Annotated in this window: 27 protein-coding genes; 15 read left to right on the top strand and 12 right to left on the bottom strand. The window is 45.7% G+C overall.

The features are described from left to right. Window positions 1–106 precede the first annotated feature (106 nt). Together GXP65_RS03955 and uxuA are read left to right on the top strand one after the other, a co-directional pair. A complete protein-coding gene (locus GXP65_RS03955) occupies window positions 107–898 on the top strand; it encodes an FCD domain-containing protein (RefSeq protein WP_010453760.1) in 792 nt (263 codons plus the stop codon). A 129-nt stretch (window positions 899–1,027) separates the two neighbouring features. Continuing rightward, a complete protein-coding gene (gene uxuA / locus GXP65_RS03950; protein WP_162092074.1) occupies window positions 1,028–2,215 on the top strand; it encodes a mannonate dehydratase in 1,188 nt (395 codons plus the stop codon). A 62-nt stretch (window positions 2,216–2,277) separates the two neighbouring features. Here uxuA and GXP65_RS03945 read toward each other — a convergent pair whose 3' ends face one another. Next, entirely contained in the window at window positions 2,278–3,168 is an 891-nt protein-coding gene (locus GXP65_RS03945) for a LysR family transcriptional regulator (protein WP_162092073.1), read from the bottom strand. Window positions 3,169–3,317: 149 nt separating this feature from the next. On the opposite strand from GXP65_RS03945, the gene GXP65_RS03940 reads away from it, so the two are divergent. The 3 genes from GXP65_RS03940 to GXP65_RS03930 all read left to right on the top strand — a co-directional run bounded on the left by GXP65_RS03940 (window position 3,318) and on the right by GXP65_RS03930 (window position 5,907). Continuing rightward, entirely contained in the window at window positions 3,318–3,854 is a 537-nt protein-coding gene (locus GXP65_RS03940) for a nuclear transport factor 2 family protein (RefSeq protein WP_038871481.1), read from the top strand. A 109-nt stretch (window positions 3,855–3,963) separates the two neighbouring features. Next, entirely contained in the window at window positions 3,964–4,506 is a 543-nt protein-coding gene (locus GXP65_RS03935) for a peroxiredoxin-like family protein (RefSeq protein WP_162092072.1), read from the top strand. 162 nt (window positions 4,507–4,668) lie between these two features. Continuing rightward, window positions 4,669–5,907, top strand: coding sequence for a DEAD/DEAH box helicase (locus GXP65_RS03930; protein WP_162092071.1), 1,239 nt, complete (start codon window positions 4,669–4,671; stop codon window positions 5,905–5,907). An 80-nt stretch (window positions 5,908–5,987) separates the two neighbouring features. Here GXP65_RS03930 and ompV read toward each other — a convergent pair whose 3' ends face one another. The 5 genes from ompV to GXP65_RS03905 all read right to left on the bottom strand — a co-directional run bounded on the left by ompV (window position 5,988) and on the right by GXP65_RS03905 (window position 8,990). Beyond that, entirely contained in the window at window positions 5,988–6,764 is a 777-nt protein-coding gene (gene ompV, locus GXP65_RS03925) for an outer membrane protein OmpV (protein WP_162092070.1), read from the bottom strand. Between the two features lie 200 nt (window positions 6,765–6,964). Beyond that, window positions 6,965–7,174: a hypothetical protein gene (locus tag GXP65_RS03920; protein WP_050904451.1), complete on the bottom strand. Its 210-nt coding sequence runs from the start codon at window positions 7,172–7,174 to the stop codon at window positions 6,965–6,967. Window positions 7,175–7,292: 118 nt separating this feature from the next. Then, on the bottom strand, window positions 7,293–7,799 hold the full coding sequence (locus GXP65_RS03915) for a GNAT family N-acetyltransferase (RefSeq protein WP_162092178.1): 507 nt from the start codon (window positions 7,797–7,799) through the stop codon (window positions 7,293–7,295). 200 nt (window positions 7,800–7,999) lie between these two features. Then, window positions 8,000–8,692 carry an MOSC domain-containing protein gene (locus tag GXP65_RS03910; RefSeq protein ID WP_162092069.1) on the bottom strand — a complete coding sequence of 231 codons (693 nt, stop codon included), beginning with the start codon at window positions 8,690–8,692 and terminating at the stop codon, window positions 8,000–8,002. Between the two features lie 55 nt (window positions 8,693–8,747). Beyond that, entirely contained in the window at window positions 8,748–8,990 is a 243-nt protein-coding gene (locus GXP65_RS03905) for a hypothetical protein (RefSeq protein ID WP_050913836.1), read from the bottom strand. 84 nt (window positions 8,991–9,074) lie between these two features. Here GXP65_RS03905 and GXP65_RS03900 point away from each other — a divergent pair, with 84 nt between their 5' ends. From GXP65_RS03900 to GXP65_RS03890, 3 genes are all read left to right on the top strand, one after another. After that, entirely contained in the window at window positions 9,075–9,884 is an 810-nt protein-coding gene (locus GXP65_RS03900) for a helix-turn-helix transcriptional regulator (RefSeq protein WP_086371340.1), read from the top strand. Between the two features lie 300 nt (window positions 9,885–10,184). Then, window positions 10,185–12,335 (top strand): DUF5011 domain-containing protein, encoded by a 2,151-nt coding sequence (locus tag GXP65_RS03895; RefSeq protein ID WP_162092068.1) that lies wholly within the window; start codon window positions 10,185–10,187, stop codon window positions 12,333–12,335. Window positions 12,336–12,659: 324 nt separating this feature from the next. After that, window positions 12,660–14,315: a DUF5011 domain-containing protein gene (locus GXP65_RS03890; protein ID WP_162092067.1), complete on the top strand. Its 1,656-nt coding sequence runs from the start codon at window positions 12,660–12,662 to the stop codon at window positions 14,313–14,315. A 71-nt stretch (window positions 14,316–14,386) separates the two neighbouring features. On the opposite strand, the gene GXP65_RS03885 is transcribed toward GXP65_RS03890, so the two are convergent. Then, a complete protein-coding gene (locus tag GXP65_RS03885; protein ID WP_162092066.1) occupies window positions 14,387–14,869 on the bottom strand; it encodes an Lrp/AsnC family transcriptional regulator in 483 nt (160 codons plus the stop codon). Between the two features lie 120 nt (window positions 14,870–14,989). On the opposite strand from GXP65_RS03885, the gene GXP65_RS03880 reads away from it, so the two are divergent. Next, window positions 14,990–15,589: a LysE family translocator gene (locus GXP65_RS03880; RefSeq protein WP_005429054.1), complete on the top strand. Its 600-nt coding sequence runs from the start codon at window positions 14,990–14,992 to the stop codon at window positions 15,587–15,589. A 95-nt stretch (window positions 15,590–15,684) separates the two neighbouring features. After that, complete coding sequence (locus GXP65_RS03875) at window positions 15,685–16,698, top strand: zinc-dependent alcohol dehydrogenase family protein (protein WP_162092065.1); 1,014 nt, start codon at window positions 15,685–15,687, stop codon at window positions 16,696–16,698. A gap of 92 nt (window positions 16,699–16,790) precedes the next feature. Here GXP65_RS03875 and GXP65_RS03870 read toward each other — a convergent pair whose 3' ends face one another. The 3 genes from GXP65_RS03870 to GXP65_RS03860 form a co-directional block, all read right to left on the bottom strand. Then, window positions 16,791–17,876, bottom strand: coding sequence for a methyl-accepting chemotaxis protein (locus tag GXP65_RS03870; RefSeq protein ID WP_162092064.1), 1,086 nt, complete (start codon window positions 17,874–17,876; stop codon window positions 16,791–16,793). A 274-nt stretch (window positions 17,877–18,150) separates the two neighbouring features. Continuing rightward, on the bottom strand, window positions 18,151–18,846 hold the full coding sequence (locus GXP65_RS03865) for a VC0807 family protein (protein WP_005533925.1): 696 nt from the start codon (window positions 18,844–18,846) through the stop codon (window positions 18,151–18,153). Between the two features lie 221 nt (window positions 18,847–19,067). Next, the gene (locus GXP65_RS03860; RefSeq protein WP_005429062.1) at window positions 19,068–19,832 is read right to left on the bottom strand and encodes a DeoR/GlpR family DNA-binding transcription regulator; all 765 of its coding nucleotides are present in this window, start codon (window positions 19,830–19,832) and stop codon (window positions 19,068–19,070) included. A gap of 276 nt (window positions 19,833–20,108) precedes the next feature. On the opposite strand from GXP65_RS03860, the gene ltnD reads away from it, so the two are divergent. The 5 genes from ltnD (at window position 20,109) to GXP65_RS03835 (ending at window position 25,305) form a co-directional block, all read left to right on the top strand. Further along, on the top strand, window positions 20,109–21,017 hold the full coding sequence (ltnD, locus tag GXP65_RS03855) for an L-threonate dehydrogenase (RefSeq protein WP_162092063.1): 909 nt from the start codon (window positions 20,109–20,111) through the stop codon (window positions 21,015–21,017). 25 nt (window positions 21,018–21,042) lie between these two features. Beyond that, window positions 21,043–22,299 carry a 3-oxo-tetronate kinase gene (otnK, locus tag GXP65_RS03850; protein WP_162092062.1) on the top strand — a complete coding sequence of 419 codons (1,257 nt, stop codon included), beginning with the start codon at window positions 21,043–21,045 and terminating at the stop codon, window positions 22,297–22,299. A gap of 11 nt (window positions 22,300–22,310) precedes the next feature. Then, entirely contained in the window at window positions 22,311–22,958 is a 648-nt protein-coding gene (locus GXP65_RS03845) for an aldolase (RefSeq protein ID WP_029388722.1), read from the top strand. Beyond that, a complete protein-coding gene (otnI, locus tag GXP65_RS03840) occupies window positions 22,958–23,734 on the top strand; it encodes a 2-oxo-tetronate isomerase (RefSeq protein ID WP_162092061.1) in 777 nt (258 codons plus the stop codon). Before GXP65_RS03845 ends, otnI begins: the two co-directional genes overlap by 1 nt. Before the next feature lie 113 nt (window positions 23,735–23,847). Next, window positions 23,848–25,305: a TRAP transporter large permease subunit gene (locus tag GXP65_RS03835; RefSeq protein WP_038871418.1), complete on the top strand. Its 1,458-nt coding sequence runs from the start codon at window positions 23,848–23,850 to the stop codon at window positions 25,303–25,305. A gap of 107 nt (window positions 25,306–25,412) precedes the next feature. On the opposite strand, the gene GXP65_RS03830 is transcribed toward GXP65_RS03835, so the two are convergent. Both GXP65_RS03830 and GXP65_RS25205 read right to left on the bottom strand, forming a co-directional pair. Next, window positions 25,413–25,832, bottom strand: a complete 420-nt coding sequence (locus GXP65_RS03830) for a VOC family protein (RefSeq protein WP_162092060.1) — start codon at window positions 25,830–25,832, stop codon at window positions 25,413–25,415. A gap of 438 nt (window positions 25,833–26,270) precedes the next feature. Continuing rightward, on the bottom strand, window positions 26,271–26,628 hold a 358-nt coding region (locus GXP65_RS25205; RefSeq protein WP_240334960.1), incomplete at its 5' end, for a hypothetical protein.

Raw genomic sequence — 26,628 nt, 5'->3', positions numbered from 1 at the left:
TCACAATTTAATTAGTACGAAACAATCGAAAACAAGGTGTTACCACATTCTGGTACATAGAGGTTGACCAATTGTTATTGGTCGTTATGATGGCGTGAGAAGTTAGATGGAATATAGTGATAATATCATCATGATGCCTTTTGAACCGAAAAGACCGTATCAAGAAACCGGTCTAGTCCTAAGACAAGAGTTAATCAACGGCCTGTACAAGGTTGGTGATAGGTTGCCGCCTGAGCGCGATATCGCAGAACGTCTCGACGTTAGCCGCACAGTAGTGCGTGAAGCGATCATCATGCTTGAGCTGGAAAACCTTGTCGAAGTGAAGAAAGGTTCTGGGGTGTATGTCATCAATATTCCATCTCAACCGAACTCCCGTGAAAACGTGATCAGCGATGATGCCGGTCCGTTTGAAATGCTCCAAGCTCGCCAGTTGCTTGAAAGTAACATTGCGGAATTTGCAGCGATGCAAGTAACGCCAGGCGACATCGTGAAAATGCGTGCAGCCCTTGAGTTAGAACGAGAAGAACTCGCCAGTGGCACCGCAGATTGTAACGGTGATGAGAAGTTTCACATGTGCATTGCAGAGGCAACTCAAAACTCTGTGTTGGTGGACATGCTGAAGCAATCTTGGGAGCGACGCGAGAGCAGCCCAATGTGGAAGAAACTTCATTCCCGCATTGCTGGTCAAGACTACCGTGAAGAGTGGTTAGACGATCACGCCAAAATCCTTGCCGCATTGCAGCGTAAAGATCCAATCGCTGCAAAAAATGCCATGTGGCAACACCTTGAAAACGTTAAACAGCGCCTGCTGGAGCTGTCTGACATCGATGACCCGAATTTTGATGGTTACTTATTCAGTTCCAACCCTGTTGTTCTGCAGGGCGCTGAAAACAGTTAACCACATTGCCGGCTTCGGTCGGCTCTAGTCAGCGCAGCTGCATTATCGTGGCTGCATATTAAGAAGTCGTTGTGCACTTAGCTTGAATAATTCGAGCGGGTTGAGTGCGTCTTAAAAAAGGTGAGTGTCATGGAACAAACTTGGCGTTGGTACGGTCCGAATGACCCAGTGTCGCTAGACGATATTCGTCAAGCTGGCGCAACAGGCATCGTGAATGCCTTACACCACATTCCAAATGGTGAAGTGTGGTCGAAAGATGAGATTTTAAAACGTAAAGCCATCATCGAAGAGAAAGGCTTAACGTGGTCGGTGGTTGAAAGTGTTCCTGTTCACGAAGAAATCAAAACTCAGACGGGCAACTTCCAACAATGGATCGACAACTACAAACAAACGCTGCGTAATCTTGCAGAGTGCGGCGTAGATACGGTCTGCTACAACTTTATGCCAGTGCTAGATTGGACACGTACCGACCTCGAGTTTGAAATGCCGGATGGCTCTAAAGCACTGCGCTTTGACCAAATCGCATTTGCGGCATTTGAGCTGCACATTCTTAAACGCCCTGGCGCAGAAGCGGATTACACCGAAGCTGAGCAAGCCCAAGCGCTTGAGTACTTCAACAACATGACGGCGGAGCAAATCCAACAACTGACAAGCAACATCATTGCTGGTTTGCCGGGTGCTGAAGAAGGTTACACGTTAGAAGAGTTCCAAGCACAGTTAGACCGTTACTCGGGCATCAGCAAAGATAAGCTGCGTGAGCACATGGCGCACTTCTTAGCAGAACTTATGCCAGTGTGTGAAGCGCATGGTTTGAAGCTGGCTGTACACCCAGACGATCCACCGCGCCCAATTCTTGGTTTGCCGCGCATTGTTTCAACCATCGAAGACATCGATTGGTTAACCGAAAAAGTACCGAGCAAGATGAACGGCTTAACCATGTGTACCGGCTCTTACGGTGTGCGTGGTGACAACGACCTAGTGAAGATGATTAAAAAGCATGGCGATCGTGTTTACTTCACTCACTTGCGTTCAACCAAGCGTGAAGAAAGTAACCCAATGACATTCCATGAAGCCGCGCACCTAGATGGCGATGTGGATATGTACAACGTGGTGATGGCGATTCTGGATGAAGAACAACGCCGCGCAGAAGTAGGCGATCACCGTTTGATCCCAATGCGTCCTGACCATGGTCACCAAATGCTGGATGATTTGAAGAAGAAGACCAACCCAGGCTACTCAGCCATCGGTCGCTTGAAAGGCCTTGCTGAAGTGCGCGGTCTGGAAATGGCACTAAAACGCGCTTTCTACACCAAGTAACGATTTACAATGTAAAACCACTTTTAAAAGCGCAGAGTTTTAGCTCTGCGCTTTTCTTGTTTCTAATCGCCGTTGGGCAGCTTTTCTTTGAGATAATCAATCAAGCAGCGAACCTTAAGAGGCGTATAACGGCTTTGTAAGTACACCGCATTAAAAGGCAAGTTTTGCCCTGTGTAGTCGCTCATCAATTGCGTCAGTCGACCTTCTTTTAAGTGATGTTCAACCATCCAAATCGGAAGAATGACAATCCCCATTCCAGTTAATGCGACCTCTAGTAATACATCCCCATTGTCGCTTTGAAAATTACCATTTACCGCGACGGCATGTTTTTGATTTTGCTTGGTAAAGCTCCATACGTTAATGTCTTTCATCCGCGAATAAACCAAACAATTGTGTTGTTTTAAGTCTTCAGGATTTTTGGGTTCACCGTGCTGTTGTAGATAACTCGGCGCCGCTAAAACGAGCATTGGATTATCAAACAAATGGCGCGCAATCAACGTCGAGTCTTCCAGTTGTTTAGCTCGAATTGCGACATCTATCCCATCACTGATCAAGTCTGTGTGCTGGTCACTGAGCTGTAAATCCACTTTGATATCAGGATAACGTTGGAAAAACTCTGCCATGATAGGGGCAAGCAGAATGCGACCAAACGCTACTGGTGCTGAGATGCGAATCGTTCCCTGTGGAGAAGCCACCTCCGATCTTGCCTCAGCTTCGGCTTCATCCAGTTCACCTAAAATATCAACGCAAGTTTGATAATACTTCGCGCCCGCAGGCGTTAAAGCATGATCGCGACTGCTTCGAGCGAGGAGTTTGACGCCGATTTTCTTTTCTAACGCTGCCACTTTTTTACTGATCGTCGTTTGTGAGGTATTCATTTCACGACCTGTGGCAGAAAAGCTGCCCGTTTGTACCACTCGAACAAATGCGCGCATTGCACTTAGTTGGTCCATTAGTGTTCTCAATTATTCCAAATAAGCATAGATACTAGTCATTGTAGCTCAGTTTTAGTCGATATTGGTTGGTTCTAAGATACATCCCAAGCCGAAAGACAAATCGGTAAGAAAGATTAACCAAGATTGATTCGCAAATGGAGGCGCTTATGGACATGCAACAAAAACTACAACTACTACTTGATAAACAAGATATTACTGAAGTGATTTTCCGTCATGCTCGCTCTTTAGATCGTATGGACGCAGAGCTGATGAAGTCCACTTACTGGGAAGATGCTATTGAAGACCATCAAGACCCAATCTTCCCAGATTTGTTTTTCTATAACGACAATGCCCACGCTTTTGTTGAACCAGCAATGAAAGGGTTTGAAGCGATCAAAATTACACAGCACCGCATCAGCAACGTTCTCATCGAAGTGGATGGCGATACAGCAACTGCAGAGAGCTATGTGTGGGCGTACCACGTGCATGAAGAAGATGGCGTGGACAAAGAAGGCATTTTAGGTGGTCGCCACCTGTACCGTTTTGAACGTCGTGATGGTGTTTGGAAAATGGTACACCGTTTTACCGCTTTTGATTGGAACCAAAACCAAGATGCGAGCGCAGTGTGGTCTCCAGATTTTGAAGATAAGTACGTAGGTAAACGCAATAAATCTGACGAAAGTTACGAATACATTCAACGATAACTCTGGTCTGTTAGTTGGAGCGCGACATGTGAGGGCAGCAATGCTATCCACTCCAACCTGTGTCGCGCTCGTTTTATCTTAAACAACGTGAAGTAAATAGGACTGAATAATGACAACCACAAAATTTACCGCAGGTGACTTGTTCCCCTCCATCACTCTGCCAACGCTAAGTGGCGAAGCTATCGAGCTGGGTACACCTTCTGAGAATGTCGATTGGCGCTTAGTGGTGGTTTACCGCGGCAAACATTGCCCTTTATGTACTCGTTACCTCAACGAGCTAGAGACACTAAAAGCGCGATTCTTACAACTCGGGATGGACATCGTAGCGGTGTCCGCAGATAGCCAAGCACAGCTAGAGCAGCATATGGAACAACTGAGCGTCACGTTCCCAATCGCTTATGACCTGACAGTAGGGCAGATGCAAACGTTAGGTTTGTACATCTCGGAGCCTCGCTCAGAAAAAGAGACAGACCATCTCTTTGCAGAGCCGGGCCTGTTTGTGGTGAACAGCAAAGGACAAGTTCAGTTAGTCGATATTTCCAATGGTCCATTCGCTCGACCTGATCTGGAAGTCTTGCTCTCGGGATTAGCATTTATCCGCAACCCTGAAAATGATTACCCTATTCGTGGTACCTACCAAGCGGCGATCTAATCACTGTTTTGGTTTGAGGCATTAAAAACCAACGACGTTTGCAGACTTCCTCTTCTAAAATGGGATTGTTCGTCTACTGGATTGTGGTAAAGTCCGCGCCTGCGATTTACTGCATCTATATTGTTTTACTGCCTCTTCAACTAAAAGCACAAGGTTAAGCTAATGCCATTTTCTACTCTCTCTTTGAGTTCTGAGCTGATTCACGCACTGCCAAAAGACTTCAAGAAGCCAACCGATATTCAGGCTTTGGCAATTCCTGAACTACTCAGTGGTAAAGACGTATTGGCATTAGCAAACACGGGCAGCGGCAAAACCCTTGCGTATGGTTTGCCTTTGTTGGAAAAGCTAAGTATAAATCCAGAGCAAAAAGCGCTGATTCTAGTACCAACACGTGAGCTGGCGACACAAGTGAGCGAGGCGATTAACCAAGTTGGTCAAGCTATTGGCCTCAACGCAGTGTGTTTGTGTGGTGGTGTGTATAAAGAGACTCAACTACAAGCACTTGCGTCAAATCCTCACATTCTTGTGGCGACAACAGGCCGTTTAGTTGATCTGGCGAACAACGGTTTGGACCTGAGTAATATCCATTACCTAGTGCTGGATGAAGCGGATCGCTTGTTGGATATGGGCTTTTGGCCTGACGTGCAAAATATTGCAGGGCAGGTTTCAAACCAGCGTCAAACCGCAATGTTTTCAGCAACGTTTTCAGATGAGTTGAAGGGCAAAGCCAAGCAGCTGATGCACGCACCAAAGCAGGTAGCAGCGCATCAAGAAAACAGCACCAATCAAGCTATTGCCGAAACGCTGTATCTCGTCAACAAAGGCAGTAAAACCAAAGCTTTGATTGAACTGATCAAGCAAAATGCGTGGACGCAGGTATTGGTATTTATTGGCGCGAAAGAGAACGCTGATGGTTTGGCGAAGAAGTTGAACAAAGCGGGGATCACAACTAATGCGCTGCACGGTAATAAGAGCCAAGCAGAGCGAGAAGAAGCGCTGGCGCAGTTTAAATCTGGGCAAACACAGGTGCTAATTGCCACCGATCTACTGGCGCGCGGTATTCACATCGAGCAACTACCAGTAGTGATTAACTTTGAGTTGCCAATGCACGCAGAGACTTATGTTCATCGAGTAGGACGTACAGCCCGTGCAGGCGAGCAAGGTGTTGCAATGTCGCTGGTCTGCCATGGCGAAGCCGAAGCGCTTAGCGCGATCCGTAACCTGACGCAACGTGAATTGCCAACGCAAGACCTAGAAGGTTTCCCAGTAACGGATAAGCCATCAACAGGCGAAAGCAAACGTGCCCCACGTGATAAAAAAGCCAATCGCCGAACCAATGCCAAAAAGAGCATTAAGCAGTTCCAAGGCAAGCCGAAACGCCAAGCGCCTCAAGCTAAGTAGACAAGCTCAAATAAACAAAAAGCCATCGTAATGATGGCTTTTTAATTAAATGGAGAGTGTGTCTAAATAGGGGGGATTGCTTAGAAGTTGTAAGAAACTGTCGCGCCTACTGCCCATTGATTTGCGCTCTCTACGATAGAAGAATCGCTGATGCCGCTACCTAGACGTGTATATTGTGATACTTGGCTGATTTGCCAGTGCTCAGTGATTGGCACTACCAGTTTGTAACCTAAACCGTAGTTTACGGTTGCGTCGCCTGTGTATACTTTGCGGTTTGTACGTGCTTCTTTGTCTGTTACACCGAAGTAGTAGTCAACGTAATCTTTGCTTTGGTAAGACACGCTCGCAAATGGTACGAAATCAGCATTACCGATATTCATGATATGGAAGTAAGTGGCACCACCTTGGAAGCCTTTGTAAGCGCCTGATACATCATGTTGTAGGTAAGTTGAAACTACGTTGTTTGGATCAAGTCTGAAATCTGCGTTCAAACCTAGATCGATCGCGATATCACGTCGTTTCGTACCTTTTAGGCTCTTCGCTACATCGCTATCACGAGGTACACCGCTACCTACCACGTAAGCACTCATGTTAAGTAGTTCATCGTTGTCACCTAGGAAACGGTAGTTAATACCGCCTAAATCAGCGTTGAAGTCTTCACCATGGTAACCACCGTTTAGAACTGGCGCAGTGTTGTGTTTTTGGTCTTTGAAAAGATCGCTCGCTTGTACTATGCCAGCTTCGACCATCCAGCCACCTTCGTTGTTGTAGATGTTACCGTTACGAATGTAAGTATCACCCGCTGTTGCCGTGCCTGCAGCCGTCAACGTTAATAATGCAATAATTGTTTTGTTCATTGTTCTGTCCCAGTTATTTGGTTTTGAACACTGTACAAAATAAAGTTGTAACCCTCTATCAGAAGAGCGTATGGAAGTGTAATGATGACTTTAAGAAATGTATGGTTTCACCTAAAAAATGCTAAGACGTAGAACCATGCCCGCTATGAAGGCATGGTTGAGACGTTGGTATAGATGATCTCTATCGCCGTTGAGATGGTTTAACTGGGTTTGCGGTGAAGGTACTTCATGACTTTCCCTTGCTTCCACATCATAACGCCTGTGATGGCGACAACGGGAACAAGTACAAATAACGTTAAAGTCATGAACATTTCATTTGCCTTCAGCGGTGAATAAAGCGCTGCACCCACCAACAGCGCACACAATATATGCATCCATCTTAAAGCCAATCTTACTAACTGTCCGCTCATTGCCTTTCTCCTTTGCTTTGTTTCAATACACGATACAGAGCAAAGTGATGACGGTTTTGGCTTTGAGATAAAACGCCTAATAGCGTTATAAGTGAACGTATAGGATGATGAATGGTTTTTATGCTGAGCAGATAACTTTCGGAGTGTGTCTTAGACCTAACATTGTGCACCCATCTTCCAAGTAGCTATCGGTGACAACATCGAAGCCGAACTTTCCGTAGTAGTCTTTCAAGTGTGCTTGTGCGGATATAAAAATGCTGTCGTTCGGGTAGATCTTTCTTGTGGCATCGAAACTCACTTGCATCAATTGGTTACCGATGCTTTTCCCTCTGTAATCTTCTGCGACGATAACGCGACCAATACACACGTCATTGGCATCAGAGTTCAGCAAGGGTAAAACGTCAACGGGGTATCCGATTTTCGGAGGCATAATACGACTATAAGCCACCAGACGTTCGTTATCATATCCCATTACGTGGTAGGTGTCGGGATGGTTATCCTTACCATCCAAATCGCTGTATGGCGTGTTCATGTCTACGATGAAAATATTGACTCTTTGCTGCAAAAAATCGTAAAGCTCTTGAACAGACAGGTTTGCGAATTTCTTAATTCTCCATTCGAGCATCATGCTTCCCCTTGTATTATTTGGGGTACAACATAAAGAGTATTTGTACGGGATTCATTAACCTTTGTTAATTGCCAAGCTCCAGCTTAAATACAGATTTGCTGTATTGAACGGCTAAAAAGCAAAAGCCCCACTGACTTGGTTGTGGGGCTAATATTAGAAGGGATACGCTCCGATCTATCGGGGAGTCAGAAAGGGAATTAACCCGCAGTCGGGCCAACCAAACGCATTTCCCAATCTTCGACTTCACCCGTTTCCAAGCGACGTTCGACAAGCTTGCCCCAAGATTCAACTAATGGAAGTTCCGCCAGTTGGCTTAGCTCTGTTTTATCTAGGCAACCAGTAAACACAGCGCCCATGATGCGAGCCAATGACCAGTCTGGGTAAGGTCTTTCGCACAGAATAATCTCGTCACCAGCGCCGATATCGCCTTCTTGCAACACTCGGAAGTACCAGCCTGTTCGAAGCGTGTCTTGTAGTCTTCTCGCCATGTTGTTTTGCTCGAAGCGGACGTTGAGTTTCCAGCAAGGCATGCGACCTTGAGATACTTCCAATAAGGTTGTTCCGATTCGGATTTTATCTTTCAAGCAAATGGACGCTTCTGTTACGCCGCTTGAGCTTAAGTTCTCACCGAACGCCCCAGCTGATTGGAAAATCGCTTTGTCGCCCAGCTCCTGCTGCCAAACTGGATAGTGCTCGCTTGGGTAAATATGAAGGGCTTTTTGAATCCCACCATGAAAGCGTGGATCGCCTTGTTCATCATTGGTAAAACCCAGTTCTGTTGCATGCTGACGCTGCGGCAGAACCTGTTTGTTAATCGCACTTTTCGCACCATGTGCAAAAGCAACGGTTTTACCTGCTAATACGCTGTTAACTACGCCTAACTTCTTCATATTCTTTCCTTATCGCCTGAAACTGATTTGCCAAACGGTATGAGACAAGGCCGCGTTAGCGCTCGCCCAGTGATTTGAATACCGGAATCGCTGCCAGTACTTCAATGCGCTTTTCTGTGCTTTTTAAGTAGCGCGTTTCGCTATCTGAAACCAACACATGACGTTGATAACCTTCCGTTTTAGGGAACTTGGTTAACACGGTTTCAAGCGATGCTTCGCATTTATTTTGGTTGATGTTATCAATATCGACTTTGAATAAGAGTTGGTTTTCTTTGGATATTTCCACTTGATATCGCATACGTCACACCTCACGGCTTCATTCACTTTGCCGGGCATGATAGCCTAGTGAGCTTGTGTCAGAATAGGGATGTAAGGACAGTTAATGATGCTAACCCGCCAAATCGATTCTCACTCCGGTGTTATGACCTCCAATGAGATGATGGCTGCTAATCCTCACTCACCAGCTTTGGTTAAGACCATCGACATGCCGAAAGGTTACATTGATGCGCTGCACCAACACACGTGGCATCAAGTCATCTTCCCGATCAAAGGGTTATTACAAACCAAAACCGATCACTACCAACACCTTGTACCCCATACCTCTGCGCTGTTTGTACCTGCGGGTATTCAACATGAATCCATCGCGCTAAGCCATACGACATTTGTCGGTATCTATCTAAACCCTAAGTTCGGTACTGAGTACGAGCATCAAGTGCGGACCATCACTCTCACACCGTTCTTGAACGAGCTGCTACAGGAAATACGCCGCCAATGCGAAGGGTTTGTCAGTGATGAGGAAGTATCACGCTTGCTTGGCGTACTCCACGATCAAATCATGAAAGACAACGTGCAGACCTTTCAGTTATTGCTGCCAGAAGACAGGCGATTAAAGCTGATATTTGAAGCGCTGACCGACACGCCAGCATTGGATTGGTCACTCAAACAGTGGGGAGAGAAAGTCGGTGCATCCGAGCGAACGTTGTCGCGCTTGTTCTCCAAAGAGTTCAACACCTCGTTCCAACTTTGGCGGCAACAAATTCGGCTGATTTATTCGCTCTCTTTGCTTGACGAAGAGCTTTCTATCCAAAGCATTGCCGATCAAGTGGGGTATCAAAATGACTCTTCCTACATCAAAGCGTTTAAAGCCTATTTTGATGTCACCCCACAGCAGTTTCGAATGAATAGCCGATAAGTTCTGTTTTCAAAGCTGAAGCTGTATTGCAGATTGTTCTTTCCCTCAAAAATTCGAATGCCGAGCGATAAGCTTCACCCCTAGTAAGCCCAATCTAACTGAGTTGTTTAACATTTCATTTAAATCATTTGCTGTATTTAAATTCATGTCGCGAATGACAAAGCAATACATAATCTGACATTAAACTTGTTGCACATGATTTATGATGCTTTCGCCTAAAAAATTATACTTATTATGGGCTTAAAGTAGAGTAAAGACGTTAATGTGAGCTCGTGATAACAATGGAGTCGATGAGCAGCAGTGACGAATAATAACAATGTAACAGAGGTTTATAACGTGAGAAATATCGCTTGGACTGCGAGTAATGTTAATAAGTTGTTGGCGACCTTGGCTGTTTCTAGCCTGTTGTCTGGATGTGGTGGTGGTGGGGACTCTGATTCCACCCCTGCTGCAAAACCTCCAATTGAGAATAAGAAAGATGAAACCCCACCAGTAATCACGTTAGTAGGGAGCAAAAGCATCACAGTTTATCTGAATGATAAATTTGAGGACCCAGGCTTTACTGCAACAGATAACGTGGATGGTGACATCAGTAAGCGCGTTAAGGTTAGCTACGACAAACCGATAGATACTGACACTGTGGGCACCTACACAATAACGTACACAGTCACGGATAAAGCGGGTAACAAAGCTGTGGTATCTCGTGAAGTGAAGGTCGAAAGCAAAGCGATTCCGGCCCCAGATGTAGAGAGCGACAAAGATACCGAGAAGCCTCAAATTACACTAAAAGGTGGTGAGGAAATCATCGTTTATCTGAACGATGAATTTCAGGATCCAGGCTTTAGTGCAACAGATAACGTGGATGGTGATATCAGCAATCGCGTACAGGTTAGCGGCAAACCGGATACTGACACTGTGGGTACCTACACAATAACGTACAAGGTAACGGATAAAGCGGGTAACAAAGCAACGGCATCTCGTAAAGTGACGGTAAAGAGTAAAGCGGTTGCAGATATCGAGAAGCCTCAAATCACACTAAAAGGTGGTGAAGAAATCACCGTTTATCTGAATGATGAATTTCAGGACCCAGGCTTTACTGCAACAGATAATGTGGATGGTGACATCAGCAAGCGTGTACAGGTTAGCGGCAAACCGGATACTGGTACTGTTGGCACTTACACATTAACGTACAAGGTCACAGATACCGCGGGCAATGAGGCAACGGCAAAACGAGTCGTCGAAGTTGTTGAAGGCATTGTCTTTAGAGACAGCGATATTGTTCTGTATGAAAATGAATACCAGCACCGAATTTGGTATGACGTAAAGTCAGACAACATTGATGCGTCGAAAATAACATTTGAGCTGTCCGAGCAATCCACAGCAACGGTCGATAAAGCACAAGGCCAGACACTGGATGTTGAGTTGGTAGAGGTGAAAAATTCGACGTCTAAAAGCGGATATTTCACGTTGGCTATTCATGATGACGAAGAGTTCGAAGGTAAAGAAAGGATCGTGGTAAACGTTCTGAGCGACAAGGCGTTTGTTAAGGAACTGAATATTGATCTGGATGATACTGATTCTAAAGGACTAGTTGAGCACGGCGCTCTAACTGCTATTGGGCAAGTGCCATACTATAGAAGGGTTGTTCTTGATGATATGCTTTACGCCTTTGATGGTTTGAAGATAGCGAAATATGACCTAATCAATCAGAGCCGAGTGAAATATCTTGATTTGACGCACTGGTCAATCAAATTTGATATTCAACCCTATTGGCCTCAAGTTGTTATTTATCAAGATGAGATCTACTGGCTTAACGAGAATAAGTTATATCAAGTTGATAAAAACGACTTAACTCCGAGACTTGTCTCTTTAGTACCTGCACACTTTCAGCATGGGTCTCGCCCAAGCCAAAAAATCTTAGCCATTTTAGGTAATAAGCTCTACGTGTTTGACAACGGACTTGACGATGAAAGTTTCCTTCTCCACGGACACGGATACCACAGTTATGATTTTGAAACTGGTGAGTGGCTAGGCCTTCCTGATTTTCCAGATGAAGGAGTATATGGAAAGCATTGGGCGATGTCCGTTTCTGGGACTAAGGTCGTGGGCGATGATATATACATCCTAGAGGAAAAGTATTTTAGTGTTTTTAACACAAAAGAATGGACATGGTCACAGGTTGGTAAAGGGTATAAAGGTAAGTCGGCGGTTGAAGCGACACTTTCTCACCGGGCTCACTTCTCTGGTAGCTTTGCGTACGATTTTTTAAATCGCGATAAAGTTAAGTATTTCACTCGTTATGAGTTTGATGCCGATATGAAGGTAACAAGTGTTGATGAACGAGTAATACCTTACTTTGACTATGACCCTATTATGTATAAAGGCCGTTTGTACATGACCGATGGTAAAAGCACTGATTTGTTGTCTATTTACTGGGGCGATAACCACTAAACGAGTTTTAATATGAAGACCCTAAGCCAGCGCCTTGTCGCTGGCTTTTCTTTCCCCCCCCCCCCCCCCAAAAAAAAAGTTCGAACACCGAGCGATAAGCTTCACCCCTAGTAAGCCCAATCTAACCGAGTTTTAACATTTTATTTGAATCATTTTCTGTTTTTAAATTCATGTCGTGAATGACAAAAAAATACACAGCCTGACATTAAACGAGTTGCATTTACTTTATGATGCTTTCGCCTAAAAGTTATACATATCATGGGTTTGAAGTAGATTGAAGACGTTAATGTGAGCTCGTGATAACAACGGAGTTGATGAGCAGCAGTGACGAATAATAACAATGTAACAGAGGTTTATAACGTGAGAAATATCGCTTGGACTGCGAGTAATGTTAATAAGTTGTTGGCGACCTTGGCTGTTTCTAGCCTGTTGTCTGGATGTGGTGGTGGTGGGGACTCTGATTCCACCCCTGCTGCAAAACCTCCAATTGAGAATAAGAAAGATGAAACTCCACCAGTAATCACGTTAGAGGGAGGCAACAGCATCACCATTTATCTCGGTAATGTGTTTGAGGATCCTGGCTACAGTGCAACGGATAACGTGGATGGTGACATTAGTAAGCGCGTTAAGATTAGCGACTACAAACAGATAGATACTGGTACTGTTGGCACCTACACACTAACGTACAAGGTCACAGATACCGCAGGCAATGAGGCAACGGCAAAACGAGTCGTTGAAGTTGTTGAAGGCATTGTCTTTAGAGACAGCAAGATTACTCTGTATGAGAATGAATACCAGCACCGAATTTGGTATGACGTAAAGTCAGACAACATCGATGCGTCGACAATAACAGTTAAGCTTTCAAACCAATCCACAGCGACGGTTGAGAAAGAACAAGGTAAGGTGCTGGATGTTGAGTTGGTTGAGGTGAAGAATTCAACATCAAAGAGTGGGTACTTTACGCTAGCGATTCATGATGATGAAGAGTTTGAGGGTAAAGAAATGGTTGTTGCTGAAGTATTTAGCAATGACGTGTTTGTAAAGGAATTGAGTATCGAATTAGATGATACTGATGAAAAAAATATTCCTGGTTACAAGATTTCTGATAAACCACTGTCTGAGATTATCGAACAAGGCCATTGGGTTAAAGATGATAGTCACATCGCCGTTGGTGATAACTTGTATTCAATTTATCGAATTCTAGATAAAGGTGATGTTGAATCTCATCAGGACCGTGGTAAGTGGGATGTATCTTATTTAATAGCTAAGTATGACCTTATTCAAAAGAAAGAGATCAAGATTGCTATTAATAAAGGAGATTATAAGAATAAAGAAAACATGTATGTTGTGGTCAATCAAGGTGAAATTTATTTGTTTGATGAAACGCATCTTTATCGTTTACACAACAGTGACCTTTCTTTGGAGGTGATAAGTGAGGCCCCTAAGGATCTAAATATAGTTCAACTCCAAAGACACGCAGCACAAGTTGTAAATGGTAAGCTTTACCTCTTTTCAGAAGAATCTAACTACAGTTTTGATTTTAAACTGAACATGTGGGAACCGCTTCCGCATCCATCTTTGGATGCTCAAGAACTGGTGTTTGGGAAAGTGGAAGCAACGAGAGTAGTTAACGATAAGATTCATGTTTACTCTACTCAATCTCGAATGATTTTTGATACGACAAAAAATACGTGGTCGGAAAACGTTAATTCATCGTCATTGGGCTCGGAATTAGATGGTGATTCTCTATTTATTGGTCAATATGTTTATGACTTTATGTATAAATCCGTTAAAGAGAACAAAGAAACTAAGAAAACACAAACTTTGAGAAGATATAGCCTCTCTAATCACATGTGGGAGAACGGAGAGGAACGCTTGGATGTTGGGCTTTCTAACCCATTCATGTACAAAGGACGTATTTATATGCATACGAGAGCAGATGACGTTATACTCCCATTTTACTGGGGCGATAACCACTAAACCAGTTTTAATATGAATACCCTAAGCCAGCGCTGTGTCGCTGGCTTTTCTTTAGGTATGGAAAAGTTTTCCTAACCGATTGGCAACTGAAAGGTACTCTTAATTTCCTTTACGGATACGTTGGATTGAATGGCGCTGATGCCTTTCACGCGGCGAATCGCACTGATGTGGTCAAAGTATTCGTCTAAGTCTCGAGCCACCACTTGCACCATATAATCTGCGCTGCCAGCAATGCAGTGACACATTAAGATCCAGTCGGTTTCAGCGACAAAGTCTTCAAAAGGCGTGGTGTTTTCTACCTCATGGCTGCCGAGGGTAACCAGAGTAAAACCAGAAACTTGGAAACCGAGCTTTTTACGGTTCAGCTTCGCGGCATAACCCTCAATGTAGCCTTCCTCTTCCATCTTTTTCCAGCGTCGCCAGCAGGGCGTTTCACTCAGGTTAACGGTCTCGGCAAGCTTAGAGTTACTCATGCGACCATCTTTCTGAATATGGTCAAGAATGGCGAAATCGGTACTATCCAATTCAAAGTTGGTGGATTCTTTCTTTTTCATAATTATTTTAGAAATAGTCTGCTCAAATTGGCTTTTATCGTAGCGCAGATAGCAATTTTCTTTCTACCCAAATCGTTAGACTGTTCCCATAGTTGTTGATTACTTTTTGGGAGAGAGTGCATGAGTGCTCAATTGTTGGCGGCATTTTTGTTGTTTGCCGTTTCTATTTCTTTAACGCCGGGAGCAGGCAACGTCGCGCTGTTAGGTATTTCTAGCCGATATGGTTTTTCTGCGACCGTGCCATTTGTATTGGGTAATGCAGTCGGGGTGATCATCATGTTGGTTGGGGCAAGTGTGGGGCTTGTCAGTTTGTTTACCCTTTACCCAGATTTGTACACGGCGTTAAAGTGGATTGGTGCGGCGTACCTGCTGTATCTCGCATGGTCGATTGCCACAATGGAACTCGATAATGATTCGAATGCGAAAAAGTCCGGCTTTTTATCTGGCGTTTGGGTGCAAATCCTTAATCCAAAAAGTTGGGTTGCGTCACTGACAGTGTTCTCTCAATTCATCTCACCAAACAATGATTACCTGACTCAGGTGGTGATCATCATTAGCGTAATGGTGGGAACCGGTGTGCTGGGGATGTTTGCGTGGGCGTACTTTGGCACCGTATTAAACCGTTTTATTCAGTCACCACAAAAGGTAGTGTGGGTAAACCGATGCATGGGCAGCAGCCTAGCGTTAGTAGTGGTGTTTATGCTGAGTCAGCCAGTTTAGGCTCTTATCCAATTTGACGTGCGCGCCGAGAAAACGTTATATACCCGTTTCGCTATGGTGCGCCATATTCCCTCAAGCAATTCAGTGGTATCCAGATGAGCTTAACTAAGACCAACTCGACCAAGACAAACACTCGCGTTAATCAACTGAGCTTTGGTTTGCCAAGTGAATCGTTGGTGTTGGAGCATGTTGAGCTAGAGCCACTGGCTTTGGGTAACGTTCGCGTGCAAATCGAAGCCACGAACATTAATCCAAGCGACCGATTATCGATTCAGGGAGTAGGGCAGTATCGTCGTACCCATGTACCGCCGCGAGTGCCAGGGTTTGAAGCGGTAGGGCGTGTGGTTGAGATAAACGATCCGCATCAAACCGAGTTTCACATTGGGCAAAAGGTTCTGGTGGCACAAAGCGGGACTTGGCAAAGCTATGTCGATGCGCCTGCGGAGAATGTCTTTGTAGTGCCAGAAAGTCTTGAGAGCGGCTACGCTTGCCAGCTATACATCAATGCCCTGACGGCTTGGGTGATCACCACTCACGTTGCCAAGTTGGGCAAAGACGATGTGGTGATCATCAACGCGGGCAATTCTGCTATTGGCAAGATCTTCGCTCAGTTGTCGCACTCGCTCGGATTTACTTTGATTGCGATAAGCTCCGCGCCCGAGCGTTATCCATACGATTCCATTGCTGTGTTAGATAGTAAGCAAGATCTGCAATCTCAAATCGATGCACGAAAGTTACCTCAACCCAATGTCGCGTTCGATGCCATTGGCGGCAAGTTTGGCACCGAACTAATCCAAGTTCTGCTTAGTTCGGGAACGTATATTAATTACGGAACGCTTTCTCTCACCCCTTATGAGCCTGCTTTCTTCGCTTGTATGAAGCAGCACAATATCGACTTTAGTACGTTCTTTTTGCGCTATTGGGAAGAATCAGTTGGTAAGAGCGTTCGCAAAAAAGTCTTTGTTGAGATGCTAGAACACTTTATGGAACACCAGATACAACTTGATGTGGATCGCTACCTTCCGTTGGAACAATTTCAGAGCGCATTCGAGCTGATAGAAGATGAATCGGTTGCGCTGCAAGGCAAAATCATTCTGACCATGCAGTAGCTGTATTAAAGCATAGGGTATTTTGAAGAACAAAAAAGGGATAGCATTCACCATCCCTTTTTGCGTTTTAGTTGGGGGTTATTGAGCAGCTGTTAACTCGCGATAATCTCATCCATCAAGCGATCGATTTGCACTACCACTTGTTCGCTGGCATCTTCCATGGCGTTAATCGCGGTCACCATCGCTGACATGTTGCCAGATTTAGCTTGGCTCATTGCTTCACGTCCGCTGTCGTGCACGCCTTTATGTGGTTCTTCAAGTAGCGCATAGCTTCTTAGGTGGCTGTAAGCCTTGCCATCGCCACGGTAGTACCACTGGCCTAAGCGACACTCTGAGTGGCTATTCACCGTTTCACCAAATGCTCCGCTCTGTAGTAAGCGATAGATGTTGTTCTTCCAGATGGCGTGATCAAGTTTCACTGTGTCCAAGAAAGCACGGGTGGATGCAATATGGATCACCTGCTGCATGTGTTCCGATTTCACGACGACTTCGTTCACGATAGAACCAATTTGTGCGGAAGAGGCTGAAACTTCTTCTGCACAGGTCTGGTTTTCATCGATAGAGGTTTTAATCGCGTTGACCTGAGTGAGCACTTGATTCACCAACGAATCAATTTGTTCACTAGCCTCGCTGGCTTTACCTGCCAGGTTTCTTACCTCGTCAGCCACCACCGCAAACCCACGCCCAGCCTCGCCAGCACGCGCAGCTTCAATCGCTGCATTTAAGGCGAGCAAATTGGTTTGATCAGAAATCTCTTGAATCGTCGATACAAGGTGAGAGATAGAAGTGGCGGTGTTATCTAATATTTGAACCGATTCAATACTTTGGGAAGCTTGAGTGCTGATCTTCACTGCTCGGTTATCAAGGCGGGCAAGAGCTTGATGCGTTTGTTTAAACATCTCATCAAGTTGTTGCAGCTCTTGGTTTTCATGCGCCATCGACTGTGCACTTTCAACCATCTCGGTTCGAATGGTTTGGAGCATGTCCCCACCTTTCAAACTGCTCGACATCAACTCGTCGCTATTGTGGTGCTCTTGCTGTGCAGTGCGAACAAGCTGTTGTGTTTCTTGGAGCTGTTTTTCCAGAGCAGTAACGTCAGTTTGGTACTTCTGTTTGAGGTCTGCGAGCTCTTGCTTAAGCGCCTCATTTTCCGATTTGATTCGTTTTAATCCAAACATAGATTTTATAAATGTAACGAGATGTTAAAAAATCCATGCTAATCGAGTTGAGTATTTAATACACGATGACATTCATATATTTGCCAAGCTGAATCACACTTTTTCTGTAAGGTTTATTGAAACAAGAGATATGAACTTTAGAGAATCAGGGCTTAACAACTCTTTTTTACACGTGCGTCGTAGTGTCCTCATTCTAAAAACAAAACCCCGATAATTGGTGATCAACTATCGGGGGTCTTTTTATCTCGCTTTGCCTACCGAGGCGGAACGAGCATTATTTGGTATGAAAAATCTGCTCAGTCTCTAGCGATGTCATTGCGCGAACTTGGCGCCAGATGTAGTAGAAAATACCAAACATCATCAACATGCTCGGAATCGCAATCATTGGGTAGCTGTAAAGCGTTAGCTTGCCCAACTCTTCATTGAACGCGGCAGTACCTGCAGGGCTAGTCACAATCCAAGTTGCTAGGAAATAGTTCATCGCTGATGAGAACGCGAAGGTACTTGCGAATAGGTAGTTAGAAGACATCAAGCAACGTTCAAACGCCTGAGTTTTGCCATTCTGTTCTAAACGCTCGTTAATCAGCGGTAGGTTCAAAATCGTGTCGTTCAGCAGCATCTTCTGCATAAGCGGGTAGCGGGTGAAGGTAGAGCCAAGTACCGCGATACCAATCAAACCCGGAATTAATGCTTCTTTCAATGCCAACCAACGCGTATCTAACTCTAGCAAGCCGATGCCGCCAGTTAACAGCACACTGATAAAACCAAGTGCAGAAATGAAGTTGAATTTCTTGTTGCGGATAAGGTCCATGCCGCCATACACCAATGGGAACATCAAGGCGACAACCAGTGCCATTGCTGTACCTAGGTGCTCCTCACCACTGAACTTCATCAAAATGAATGAAGGGATGATGACGTTAAACAGGATCTCGAATAGGGGATTCGACTTTTTCGCCGTGGTGTTACTCATAACTTTACTGACTCTACTATGTCGGCTGAATTTTACTTTGGGGGAAGTGTTCTACTCCTTGCGCCAGATGTAAAGCCTTAAAGCCCCGAGTTGTGTAACGACTTATGAAATAAACAGCGAATGAGCCCTCATTGGGCAGGGTTTTAGGTGTTATTGGGTAGGTTAACCAGGCCTACCTAAAACGGGTAAGCCTCTTTGTTTTTTGAGGCGAGAAGGGGGAGTTATTGGTCGCCTCTAATCACACTTAACCCTTTGTCCATCAGTTCTTGTGTTACTACGTCAGACAGATTGGAATCGGTAATGATGCCGTCTAATTGCTCGATATTTAATGCATGAAAGCTGGCAATTTGGCCGTATTTGGTGGAGTCAGAAACAAGGTAGTTAGTTTGTGCCGCTTTGATGATGGCCTTTTTCACAAGGACTTTGTTTTCGTTTGGCGTTGATAAGCCCTTCAAACTCCAAGAAGACGTAGAGATAAAGGCAATATCAATGTTCAATCCGTTCAAGAACTCTGCGACTTTTCCACCAACTGTGGATTGGTTCTCACGATCAATTTTGCCCCCAGTATGGTAAAGCTCACATTGACTGTGCGTCATCAGGAAACCCGCAATAGAGAAGTCATTGGTGATCACTAATAGATCGTCACGATCCGCTATTTGATGGGCGATCTCTAGAGAAGTGGTTCCCGCATCCAAGTAAATCGTAGCGTCTTTGCCAATTAACGTGGCAGCAAGTTTGCCAATTTGAACCTTCTCATCCGCTTGTTGCTCGACTTTAGCGTCATGGGAAAGCTCAGAATGTAAAGCCTGAGCCAGTTGCACTCCACCAGAAACAGAGACGACTTTACCTGAGGATTCCAGTTTTACGATGTCACGGCGAATGGTCATATGTGATACGCCAAGGTGGTCGGTTAAATCTGAAATGCTTAACACTTCTTGGTGTGATAACAGGGACAAGATGGTTCTTTGACGTTCTGCAGGGATCATGATTTCACTTCTATATTCTTGTTTTTCAGTATCCTACCAACCTTTTCGCTTTTTGTGAATATCTGTGAATATCTGTTCTCAACCTAATAAGCCTTGCCCTCCCTTGTGTTAACTGATCGGGTTATCTCTGCCCATAAAGGGGTAAATATCACTTTCTTGTTAATTTGTGTGAAAAAATGTGATTTAAAGCGAAGTCTCGGATTAGTGCTTCACATATAATCACACCAACTAAACAAGAATTAACAAAATTCAATTTACCAAGAAGGCATTGTTGTTATGAGCGAAGTTCAATCTGTCGGTGTTATCGGTTTAGGCTCTATGGGAATGGGCGCGGCGAAGTCATGTGTGCGTGCTGGCCTTGATGTATATGGTTTCGACCTGAATCCTAGTGCTTTGGAAGATCTGGGTGCATTTGGCGCGAAAGCGGTTTCTACCAACGCAGTCGAGTTTGCCGATCAACTTGATTCTGTGTTGGTTTTGGTTGTGAATGCGGCGCAAGTTAACACCGTATTGTTCACAACAGGTCTTGCGGCTGCGCTTAAACCCAATACGCCTGTCATGGTATCAGCCACTATCTCGGCAGAAGACGCCAAGCAAATTGAAGCCAAATTGGCTGAGCACAATCTTGTGATGCTCGATGCGCCTGTATCTGGCGGCGCAGTAAAAGCAGAAGCTGGTGAGATGACCATTATGGCGTCGGGCGCGCAAAGCACCTTTGATGCGCTGGAGCCTGTACTGAGTGCAACGGCTGCCAAGGTATACAACATTGGTGAAGCTGTAGGCCTTGGCGCGACAGTGAAAATCATTCACCAACTGCTTGCTGGTGTTCACATTGCAGCAGGTGCCGAAGCGATGGCGCTTGCCGCTCGTGCAAACATTCCATTGGATTTGATGTATGACGTGGTGACTAATGCCGCGGGTAATTCTTGGATGTTTGAGAACCGCATGAAGCATGTCGTCGACGGTGACTACTCGCCTAAATCAATGGTCGATATTTTCGTTAAAGACCTAAACCTTGTGTCAGATACCGCGAAAGATCTGAAATTCCCTCTGCCACTTTCCAGTGCCGCCCTAAACATGTTTGTAAGCGCAAGCAATGCGGGTTTTGGTCAGGAAGACGACAGTGCCGTTATCAAAATCTTTAACGGTATTGAGCTTCCTGGTGTGGAAAGCAAAGACAAATAAGCGCAAGTAAAGTGGAGAAGTAATTATGTTATTAGGTGTTATTGCAGACGACTTTACTGGCGCAACTGATATTGCCGGATTCCTTGTAGAAAATGGCATGCGCACCGTGCAGCTTAACGGCATTCCAAAGCAAGAGGTTGATATCCATGCCGATGCGGTTGTGATCAGTCTTAAATCTCGCTCTTGTCCTGTCGATGAAGCAATCAACGATTCGGTGGCAGCGCTAAAATGGCTAAAGGCCAATGGTTGCCAGCAGTTCTACTTTAAGTACTGTTCAACTTTCGACAGCACCGCTGAAGGTAATATTGGGCCTGTTACTGACGCGTTGCTAGCCGAGTTGAATGAAGATTTCACCATTGTTTGTCCTGCGTTGCCGGTTAATGGCCGCACGGTTTACAACGGCCACCTGTTTGTATTCCAAGACCTGCTCAGTGATTCTGGTATGCGCAATCACCCAGTGACGCCAATGACAGATTCTAGCTTGATTCGCATGATGGATGCGCAGTCACAAGGCTCATCTGGTTTGGTGAACTTCCAAGTGATTGAGCAAGGCTCCCAAGCGGTGTCTGAGCGATTTGAAACCCTCAAACAACAAGGTGTTCGCTATGCTGTTGTCGATGCATTCAATGCCGATCATCTAGTGACGCTCGGTCAGGCAGCGAAATCTCTTAAGCTGGTTACCGGTGGTTCTGGCCTAGCGGCGGGGATTGCTAAGAACTGGGCAGAACATCTGGCCGATCAAAGCGATGCTAAGAAAGCGGGCAACCCAACCAAGGCGCCGACGGTGGTGTTCTCTGGCTCATGTTCTGTGATGACCAATCAACAAGTTGCCATTTACAAACAACAAGCACCGAACTTCGCGATTGATGTGAAAGCCTGCCTTACCGATGAAGCGTACTCAAATCACGTGTTTGATTGGGTGATGACCAATATCGACAGTGAATTTGCTCCGCTGGTTTACGCAACCGCAGAGGCAACAGTTCTAAAAGCCATTCAAGAAGAGTTTGGCGCACAAGCCTCTAGCCATGCCGTTGAGCAATTCTTCAGTAAGTTGGCTATCAAACTGCAGCAACACGGTGTGAAGAACTTCATCGTTGCTGGTGGCGAAACATCTGGCGTTGTTACGCAAAGCCTCGCGGTAACAGGGTTCCATATTGGTCCTCAAATTGCGCCGGGCGTGCCTTGGGTGAAATCCGTCGATGGCGAGCTTTCACTGGCGCTGAAATCCGGCAACTTTGGTGATGAGCATTTCTTTGCCAAAGCGCAGTCGCTTTTTGAATAGCAGGAATTGTGATGAATAAAGATTTAATGACAGAGCAGCAACTGCGAGATCAAATGGTGACCATGGCTCGCTCTATGTTTGAGCGCGGCTACGCAACGGGCGGTGCTGGTAACTTGTCTGTGAAATTACCGAATGGCCATTTTTTGGCAACGCCGACGGGCTCCTCGTTTGGGCGTTTAGTGGCAGAAGAACTGTCTGTAGTGGATATCGATGGCAACCATATCTCGGGTAAAAAGCCGTCGAAAGAAGTGGCATTTCACCTAGCCATTTACCGCAATAATTCGCAATGCAATGCCATCGTGCATTTGCATTCAACGTACCTAACGGCGTTGTCTTGCCTTGAAGAGTTAGACCGCGCCAATGCCATCAAAGCATTCACACCTTACTTTGTGATGCGCATTGGTGAGCTACCAGTGATCCCTTACCTGCGTCCGGGGGATCCACAAATCGCAGAAGAGCTCGCACAACGTGCTGGTGACTATCGTGCCTTCTTACTGGCTAACCACGGCCCGGTCATTACAGGCACAGACTTTGAAGATGCAGTAGACAACGCTGAAGAGCTGGAAGAAACCGCAAAACTGGCGTTCATTCTTAAAGACAGCAACATCCGCTACCTAACGGATGCCGAGGTTCAAGACCTAAAAGGGAGAGGTAAATAATGGCTAAGTTCGCAGCAAACCTAACCATGTTATTCACAGAAGTGCCGTTTTTAGAGCGTTTTGAGAAAGCGCATCAAGCGGGATTCAAAGCGGTAGAGTACCTCTTCCCATACGCATTCGAGGCGCAAGAACTGGCCAACAAGATGGAGCAATTCGGTTTTGAACAAGCACTCTTCAACATGCCTCCGGGTGATTGGGATGCTGGTGAACGTGGCTTCGCCGCGATTCCGGACCGAGAGGATGAGTTTAAGGCGAGCGTCGATACTGCGCTGATGTACGCCAAAGCACTGAAGTGTAAAAAGGTTCACGCTATGTCTGGCATCGTTGATTCCCGTTTCACTCGTGAGCAGCATATTGAAACCTTCATCTCAAACATTCGTTATGCAGCGGATAAGTTTGCCGAGCAAGGTGTTGAGCTGATGATAGAGCCACTCAACAATCGCGATGTACCGAACTACTTTGTCGCCCATCAACGCGAAGCGGTCGAGCTGATTAAGCAAGTGGATCGTCCAAACGTAAAACTGCAACTTGACCTTTACCACGCTCAAATTATGGATGGCGACCTAAGCACATTAATCCGTGAAGTCGCTTCTTACACCGGCCACATTCAAATCGCCTCAGTACCTGAAAGGCATGAGCCGTCAGAAGGTGAGTTGAACTACCCACACCTGTTCAACGTGTTGGATGACTCAGGTTATCAAGGCTGGATTGGCTGCGAATACAACCCAAGGCACAGTACTGAAGAAGGTCTTGGTTGGGTTCGTCCTTACCTCTAATAAAAATACTTATAACAATTTCAGTTGCTTGCGCAACAACGTGTACTAGGTGATGAGAGTTCATCGCCTAGCCGCACGCACCCTACAGAATCAGAAACAAAAGGAACATAAAAATGGATGGAGCATTAATCGGCATTGTCATCGGTATTCTTGCCATGATGGGAATGATCATAAAAACACGTATTCCCGTCGCACTGGCAATGGTAATTGCGAGCATTATCATGGGTCTATTTGCAGGCATGGCGCCGACAGAACTCATTGATGCGATTAAAGCGGGCTTCGGCGGCGTGCTAGGCGGTATCGGTTTGATCATTGCCTTTGGTGTCATCATGGGCGCGTGTTTTGAGCGCTCTGGTGCGGCGGTTCGTATGGCGAAAACCTTCGTTAAGATCTGTGGTAAAGGCCGTGAAGACTTGGCGCTTGGCTTTACTGGTGTGCTGGTGGCAATCCCGGTTTTTTGTGACTCTGCGTACATCATTTTGCACTCTCTTGTTCGCGCAATTTCACGAGATACGGGTAAATCTGCCGTTGGTCTTGGTGTGACGCTCGCACTTGGTCTGCTTATCACTCACGCACTTGTGCCGCCAACACCGGGTCCTGTTGCGGTAGCCGGTATTCTTGGTGTCGACCTAGGTGAGTACATGCTGTGGGGGCTAATGGTGTCTGTACCTATGATGCTGCTCTCGATGATTTACATCCGCCGTGTGGGTAATGAATACTACCGCGTACCAAATGGTGATGGTTGGATCACTAACCAAGCGGATTGGGCAAACTTAGAAAAAGTAGAAGCAACGGACGACAAAGAGCTGCCAAGTAACTTCCTTTCTTTTGGTCCAATTCTTGTTCCGATTGCACTTATCCTTATCAACACTTTAGTTGGTTCAGGAGACACATTCCTTCATACGGCATTGTCGCTGCTTGGTAACCCAGTTGTTGCTGTAGGTCTTGGTGTATTAATGGCGTTGTACGGTCTTACTCGCAACATCGAACGTAAAGACATGGTTGGCTCGATGGATGATGCGCTATCAACAACGGGTCTTATCCTAGTGGTAACGGGCTGTGGTGGTGCAATGGGCGCGGTACTTAAAGCGTCTGGCGCAGGCCCACAAGTGGCAGAAGCTATTGCTAGCAGCGGTATCCCACCACTACTTGTGCCATTGGCTATCGCGTCTATGCTTCGATTGATTCAAGGTTCGGCTACAGCATCGATGATGGTTGCTGCGACAATGACGCTACCTCTAGTCGAGACATTAGGTCTGGATCCTGTATTCGTGGCGCTGGCGTGTGCGGTTGGCCCGGTTGGTTTCTCACACCTTAATGACTCTTACTTCCACATCATCAACCGTACGCTAGGCATTACAGAGTTGGCAGACCAAATTAAAATCTGGTCAGTATCGTCAACCGTGGCGTGGGCGATTGGTGCATCGATCATTATGGCGCTAAACCTAGTCTTTGGTAAGGGTGGCACGCTCATCGACCCACTGGTACCAATCTTAGTGCTTGCGGCCGTCATCGTTTGGATGAAGTCAAAAAGCAACAAGGCAGCGAAGCCTGAATTAGCCGCTAGCTAATCACTCGCTCAAGGTAAAATGTTCAAAGCCCCTAGCTGAAAAGTTAGGGGCTTTTGGGTATCTAAGACGCTGCTCTTTCTTGATAAAAGAGAGATAAAAGTTAGAACTTAACTTGTCGAGTTACGCAGTTTTGGATCATCGGTCAGGTATTCTACAAACTCGATTTCAAAACCGGCAGGGTCAACAAAATAGACGTTCTTTCGGTATGGCTCATCCGCGCCGGATTGGGCGATTGGGTAGCCCGCTTCAACCAGTCTTTTCGCCACCGCGTCAACGTTATTGGTCACATAAGCGAAATGCGCCAACCCAACTTGATGAGCATCTAAATCGCGATTGTTGCCTTCGCCGTGGTCGCTCAACGCAATGTATTGATACTCATCGCCAAAGTGCAGCCAGTTTCTGTGCTTGCCGCTCCATGTGCCTTCCCCCTCATCACGCACATACCAATGCGGAAAGGCCACTTGGTAAAACTTCAGCATTTCAGGGATGTCTTTTACCACTAAGTTCACGTGTTCTAGCTGGATCATGGTTTGCTCCTTTTTGTCATTTTCTAGCCAACGATGAACATGCTAAAACCTCAAGTTAAGTTTAGGTAAAGGGCTTTTTTGGGATTTTTTATATGAGCTTCTTGAAGCTTTATAGAAGGAGAGGTTAGGTGTGGTTTGTGGTTTGTGGTTTGAGGCTGAATGTTGGGTTATGCGCTTGCAACCCCCTCCAGCTCCCCCTTTTCTCAACTTGGTTTGCCAAGCATTTGAATATGGTTATCAAGGGGGAGAGTGTTCTTTGCTGCTGTGAGAACAGTGCTTTCCTATCGTCATTCTGAAGGAGCCTAAGCGAGTATTCAGAATCTACTTTCAGCGCGTTGTAATGTTGCATTGTGAATTGAACTATCTGCGAACACGAAACCAGTTCCTCCCCTTTGAAATCGGAGTGTTGAGAGCTTTTGAGTTTGATACAAGGGGAGGTTAGGTGGGGTTGTTGGTTTGAAGCTGAATGTTGGGTAAGGTGCTTGCAACCCCCTCCAACTCCCCCTTTTCTCGACATGGTTTGCCCAGCATTTGAATGCGGCTATCAAAGGGGAGGGTTATTCTTTGTTGTTGTGAGCTTAGTGCTTTCCCACCGTCATTCTGAAGGAGCCTAAGCGAGTATTCAGAATCTACTTTCAGCGCGTTGTGATGTTGCATTGTGAATTGAATTGTCCGCGATTGCAGGACCAGTCCCTCCCCTTTGAGCTCGATATATTGAGAGCTTTGGAGTTTGATACAAGGGGAGGTTAGGTGGGGTTGTTGGTTTGAAGCTGAATGTTGGGTAAGGTGCTTGCAA

The organism is Vibrio sp. LB10LO1, assembly GCF_010092875.1.
Lineage (GTDB): Bacteria > Pseudomonadota > Gammaproteobacteria > Enterobacterales > Vibrionaceae > Vibrio > Vibrio campbellii.
Note: the sequence above shows the minus strand (reverse complement) of the source record. Positions and strands in the feature narration are given on the sequence as shown.

What these genes read in the sequence shown, in the direction of transcription:
- GXP65_RS03880 (WP_005429054.1), top strand. Translation starts at nt 14,990, where the DNA reads ATGAGTGCTCAATTGTTGGCGGCATTTTTGTTGTTTGCCGTTTCTATT.
- GXP65_RS03900 (WP_086371340.1), top strand. Translation starts at nt 9,075, where the DNA reads ATGATGCTAACCCGCCAAATCGATTCTCACTCCGGTGTTATGACCTCC.
- GXP65_RS03920 (WP_050904451.1), bottom strand. Translation starts at nt 7,174, where the DNA reads ATGAGCGGACAGTTAGTAAGATTGGCTTTAAGATGGATGCATATATTG.
- otnI (WP_162092061.1), top strand. Translation starts at nt 22,958, where the DNA reads ATGGCTAAGTTCGCAGCAAACCTAACCATGTTATTCACAGAAGTGCCG.
- GXP65_RS03940 (WP_038871481.1), top strand. Translation starts at nt 3,318, where the DNA reads ATGGACATGCAACAAAAACTACAACTACTACTTGATAAACAAGATATT.
- GXP65_RS03905 (WP_050913836.1), bottom strand. Translation starts at nt 8,990, where the DNA reads ATGCGATATCAAGTGGAAATATCCAAAGAAAACCAACTCTTATTCAAA.
- GXP65_RS03860 (WP_005429062.1), bottom strand. Translation starts at nt 19,832, where the DNA reads ATGATCCCTGCAGAACGTCAAAGAACCATCTTGTCCCTGTTATCACAC.
- ltnD (WP_162092063.1), top strand. Translation starts at nt 20,109, where the DNA reads ATGAGCGAAGTTCAATCTGTCGGTGTTATCGGTTTAGGCTCTATGGGA.
- GXP65_RS03945 (WP_162092073.1), bottom strand. Translation starts at nt 3,168, where the DNA reads ATGGACCAACTAAGTGCAATGCGCGCATTTGTTCGAGTGGTACAAACG.
- GXP65_RS03885 (WP_162092066.1), bottom strand. Translation starts at nt 14,869, where the DNA reads ATGAAAAAGAAAGAATCCACCAACTTTGAATTGGATAGTACCGATTTC.
- GXP65_RS03955 (WP_010453760.1), top strand. Translation starts at nt 107, where the DNA reads ATGGAATATAGTGATAATATCATCATGATGCCTTTTGAACCGAAAAGA.
- GXP65_RS03915 (WP_162092178.1), bottom strand. Translation starts at nt 7,799, where the DNA reads ATGCTCGAATGGAGAATTAAGAAATTCGCAAACCTGTCTGTTCAAGAG.
- GXP65_RS03910 (WP_162092069.1), bottom strand. Translation starts at nt 8,692, where the DNA reads ATGAAGAAGTTAGGCGTAGTTAACAGCGTATTAGCAGGTAAAACCGTT.
- GXP65_RS03845 (WP_029388722.1), top strand. Translation starts at nt 22,311, where the DNA reads ATGAATAAAGATTTAATGACAGAGCAGCAACTGCGAGATCAAATGGTG.
- GXP65_RS03830 (WP_162092060.1), bottom strand. Translation starts at nt 25,832, where the DNA reads ATGATCCAGCTAGAACACGTGAACTTAGTGGTAAAAGACATCCCTGAA.
- GXP65_RS03875 (WP_162092065.1), top strand. Translation starts at nt 15,685, where the DNA reads ATGAGCTTAACTAAGACCAACTCGACCAAGACAAACACTCGCGTTAAT.
- otnK (WP_162092062.1), top strand. Translation starts at nt 21,043, where the DNA reads ATGTTATTAGGTGTTATTGCAGACGACTTTACTGGCGCAACTGATATT.
- GXP65_RS03870 (WP_162092064.1), bottom strand. Translation starts at nt 17,876, where the DNA reads ATGTTTGGATTAAAACGAATCAAATCGGAAAATGAGGCGCTTAAGCAA.
- ompV (WP_162092070.1), bottom strand. Translation starts at nt 6,764, where the DNA reads ATGAACAAAACAATTATTGCATTATTAACGTTGACGGCTGCAGGCACG.
- GXP65_RS03930 (WP_162092071.1), top strand. Translation starts at nt 4,669, where the DNA reads ATGCCATTTTCTACTCTCTCTTTGAGTTCTGAGCTGATTCACGCACTG.
- GXP65_RS03835 (WP_038871418.1), top strand. Translation starts at nt 23,848, where the DNA reads ATGGATGGAGCATTAATCGGCATTGTCATCGGTATTCTTGCCATGATG.
- GXP65_RS03865 (WP_005533925.1), bottom strand. Translation starts at nt 18,846, where the DNA reads ATGAGTAACACCACGGCGAAAAAGTCGAATCCCCTATTCGAGATCCTG.
- GXP65_RS03935 (WP_162092072.1), top strand. Translation starts at nt 3,964, where the DNA reads ATGACAACCACAAAATTTACCGCAGGTGACTTGTTCCCCTCCATCACT.
- uxuA (WP_162092074.1), top strand. Translation starts at nt 1,028, where the DNA reads ATGGAACAAACTTGGCGTTGGTACGGTCCGAATGACCCAGTGTCGCTA.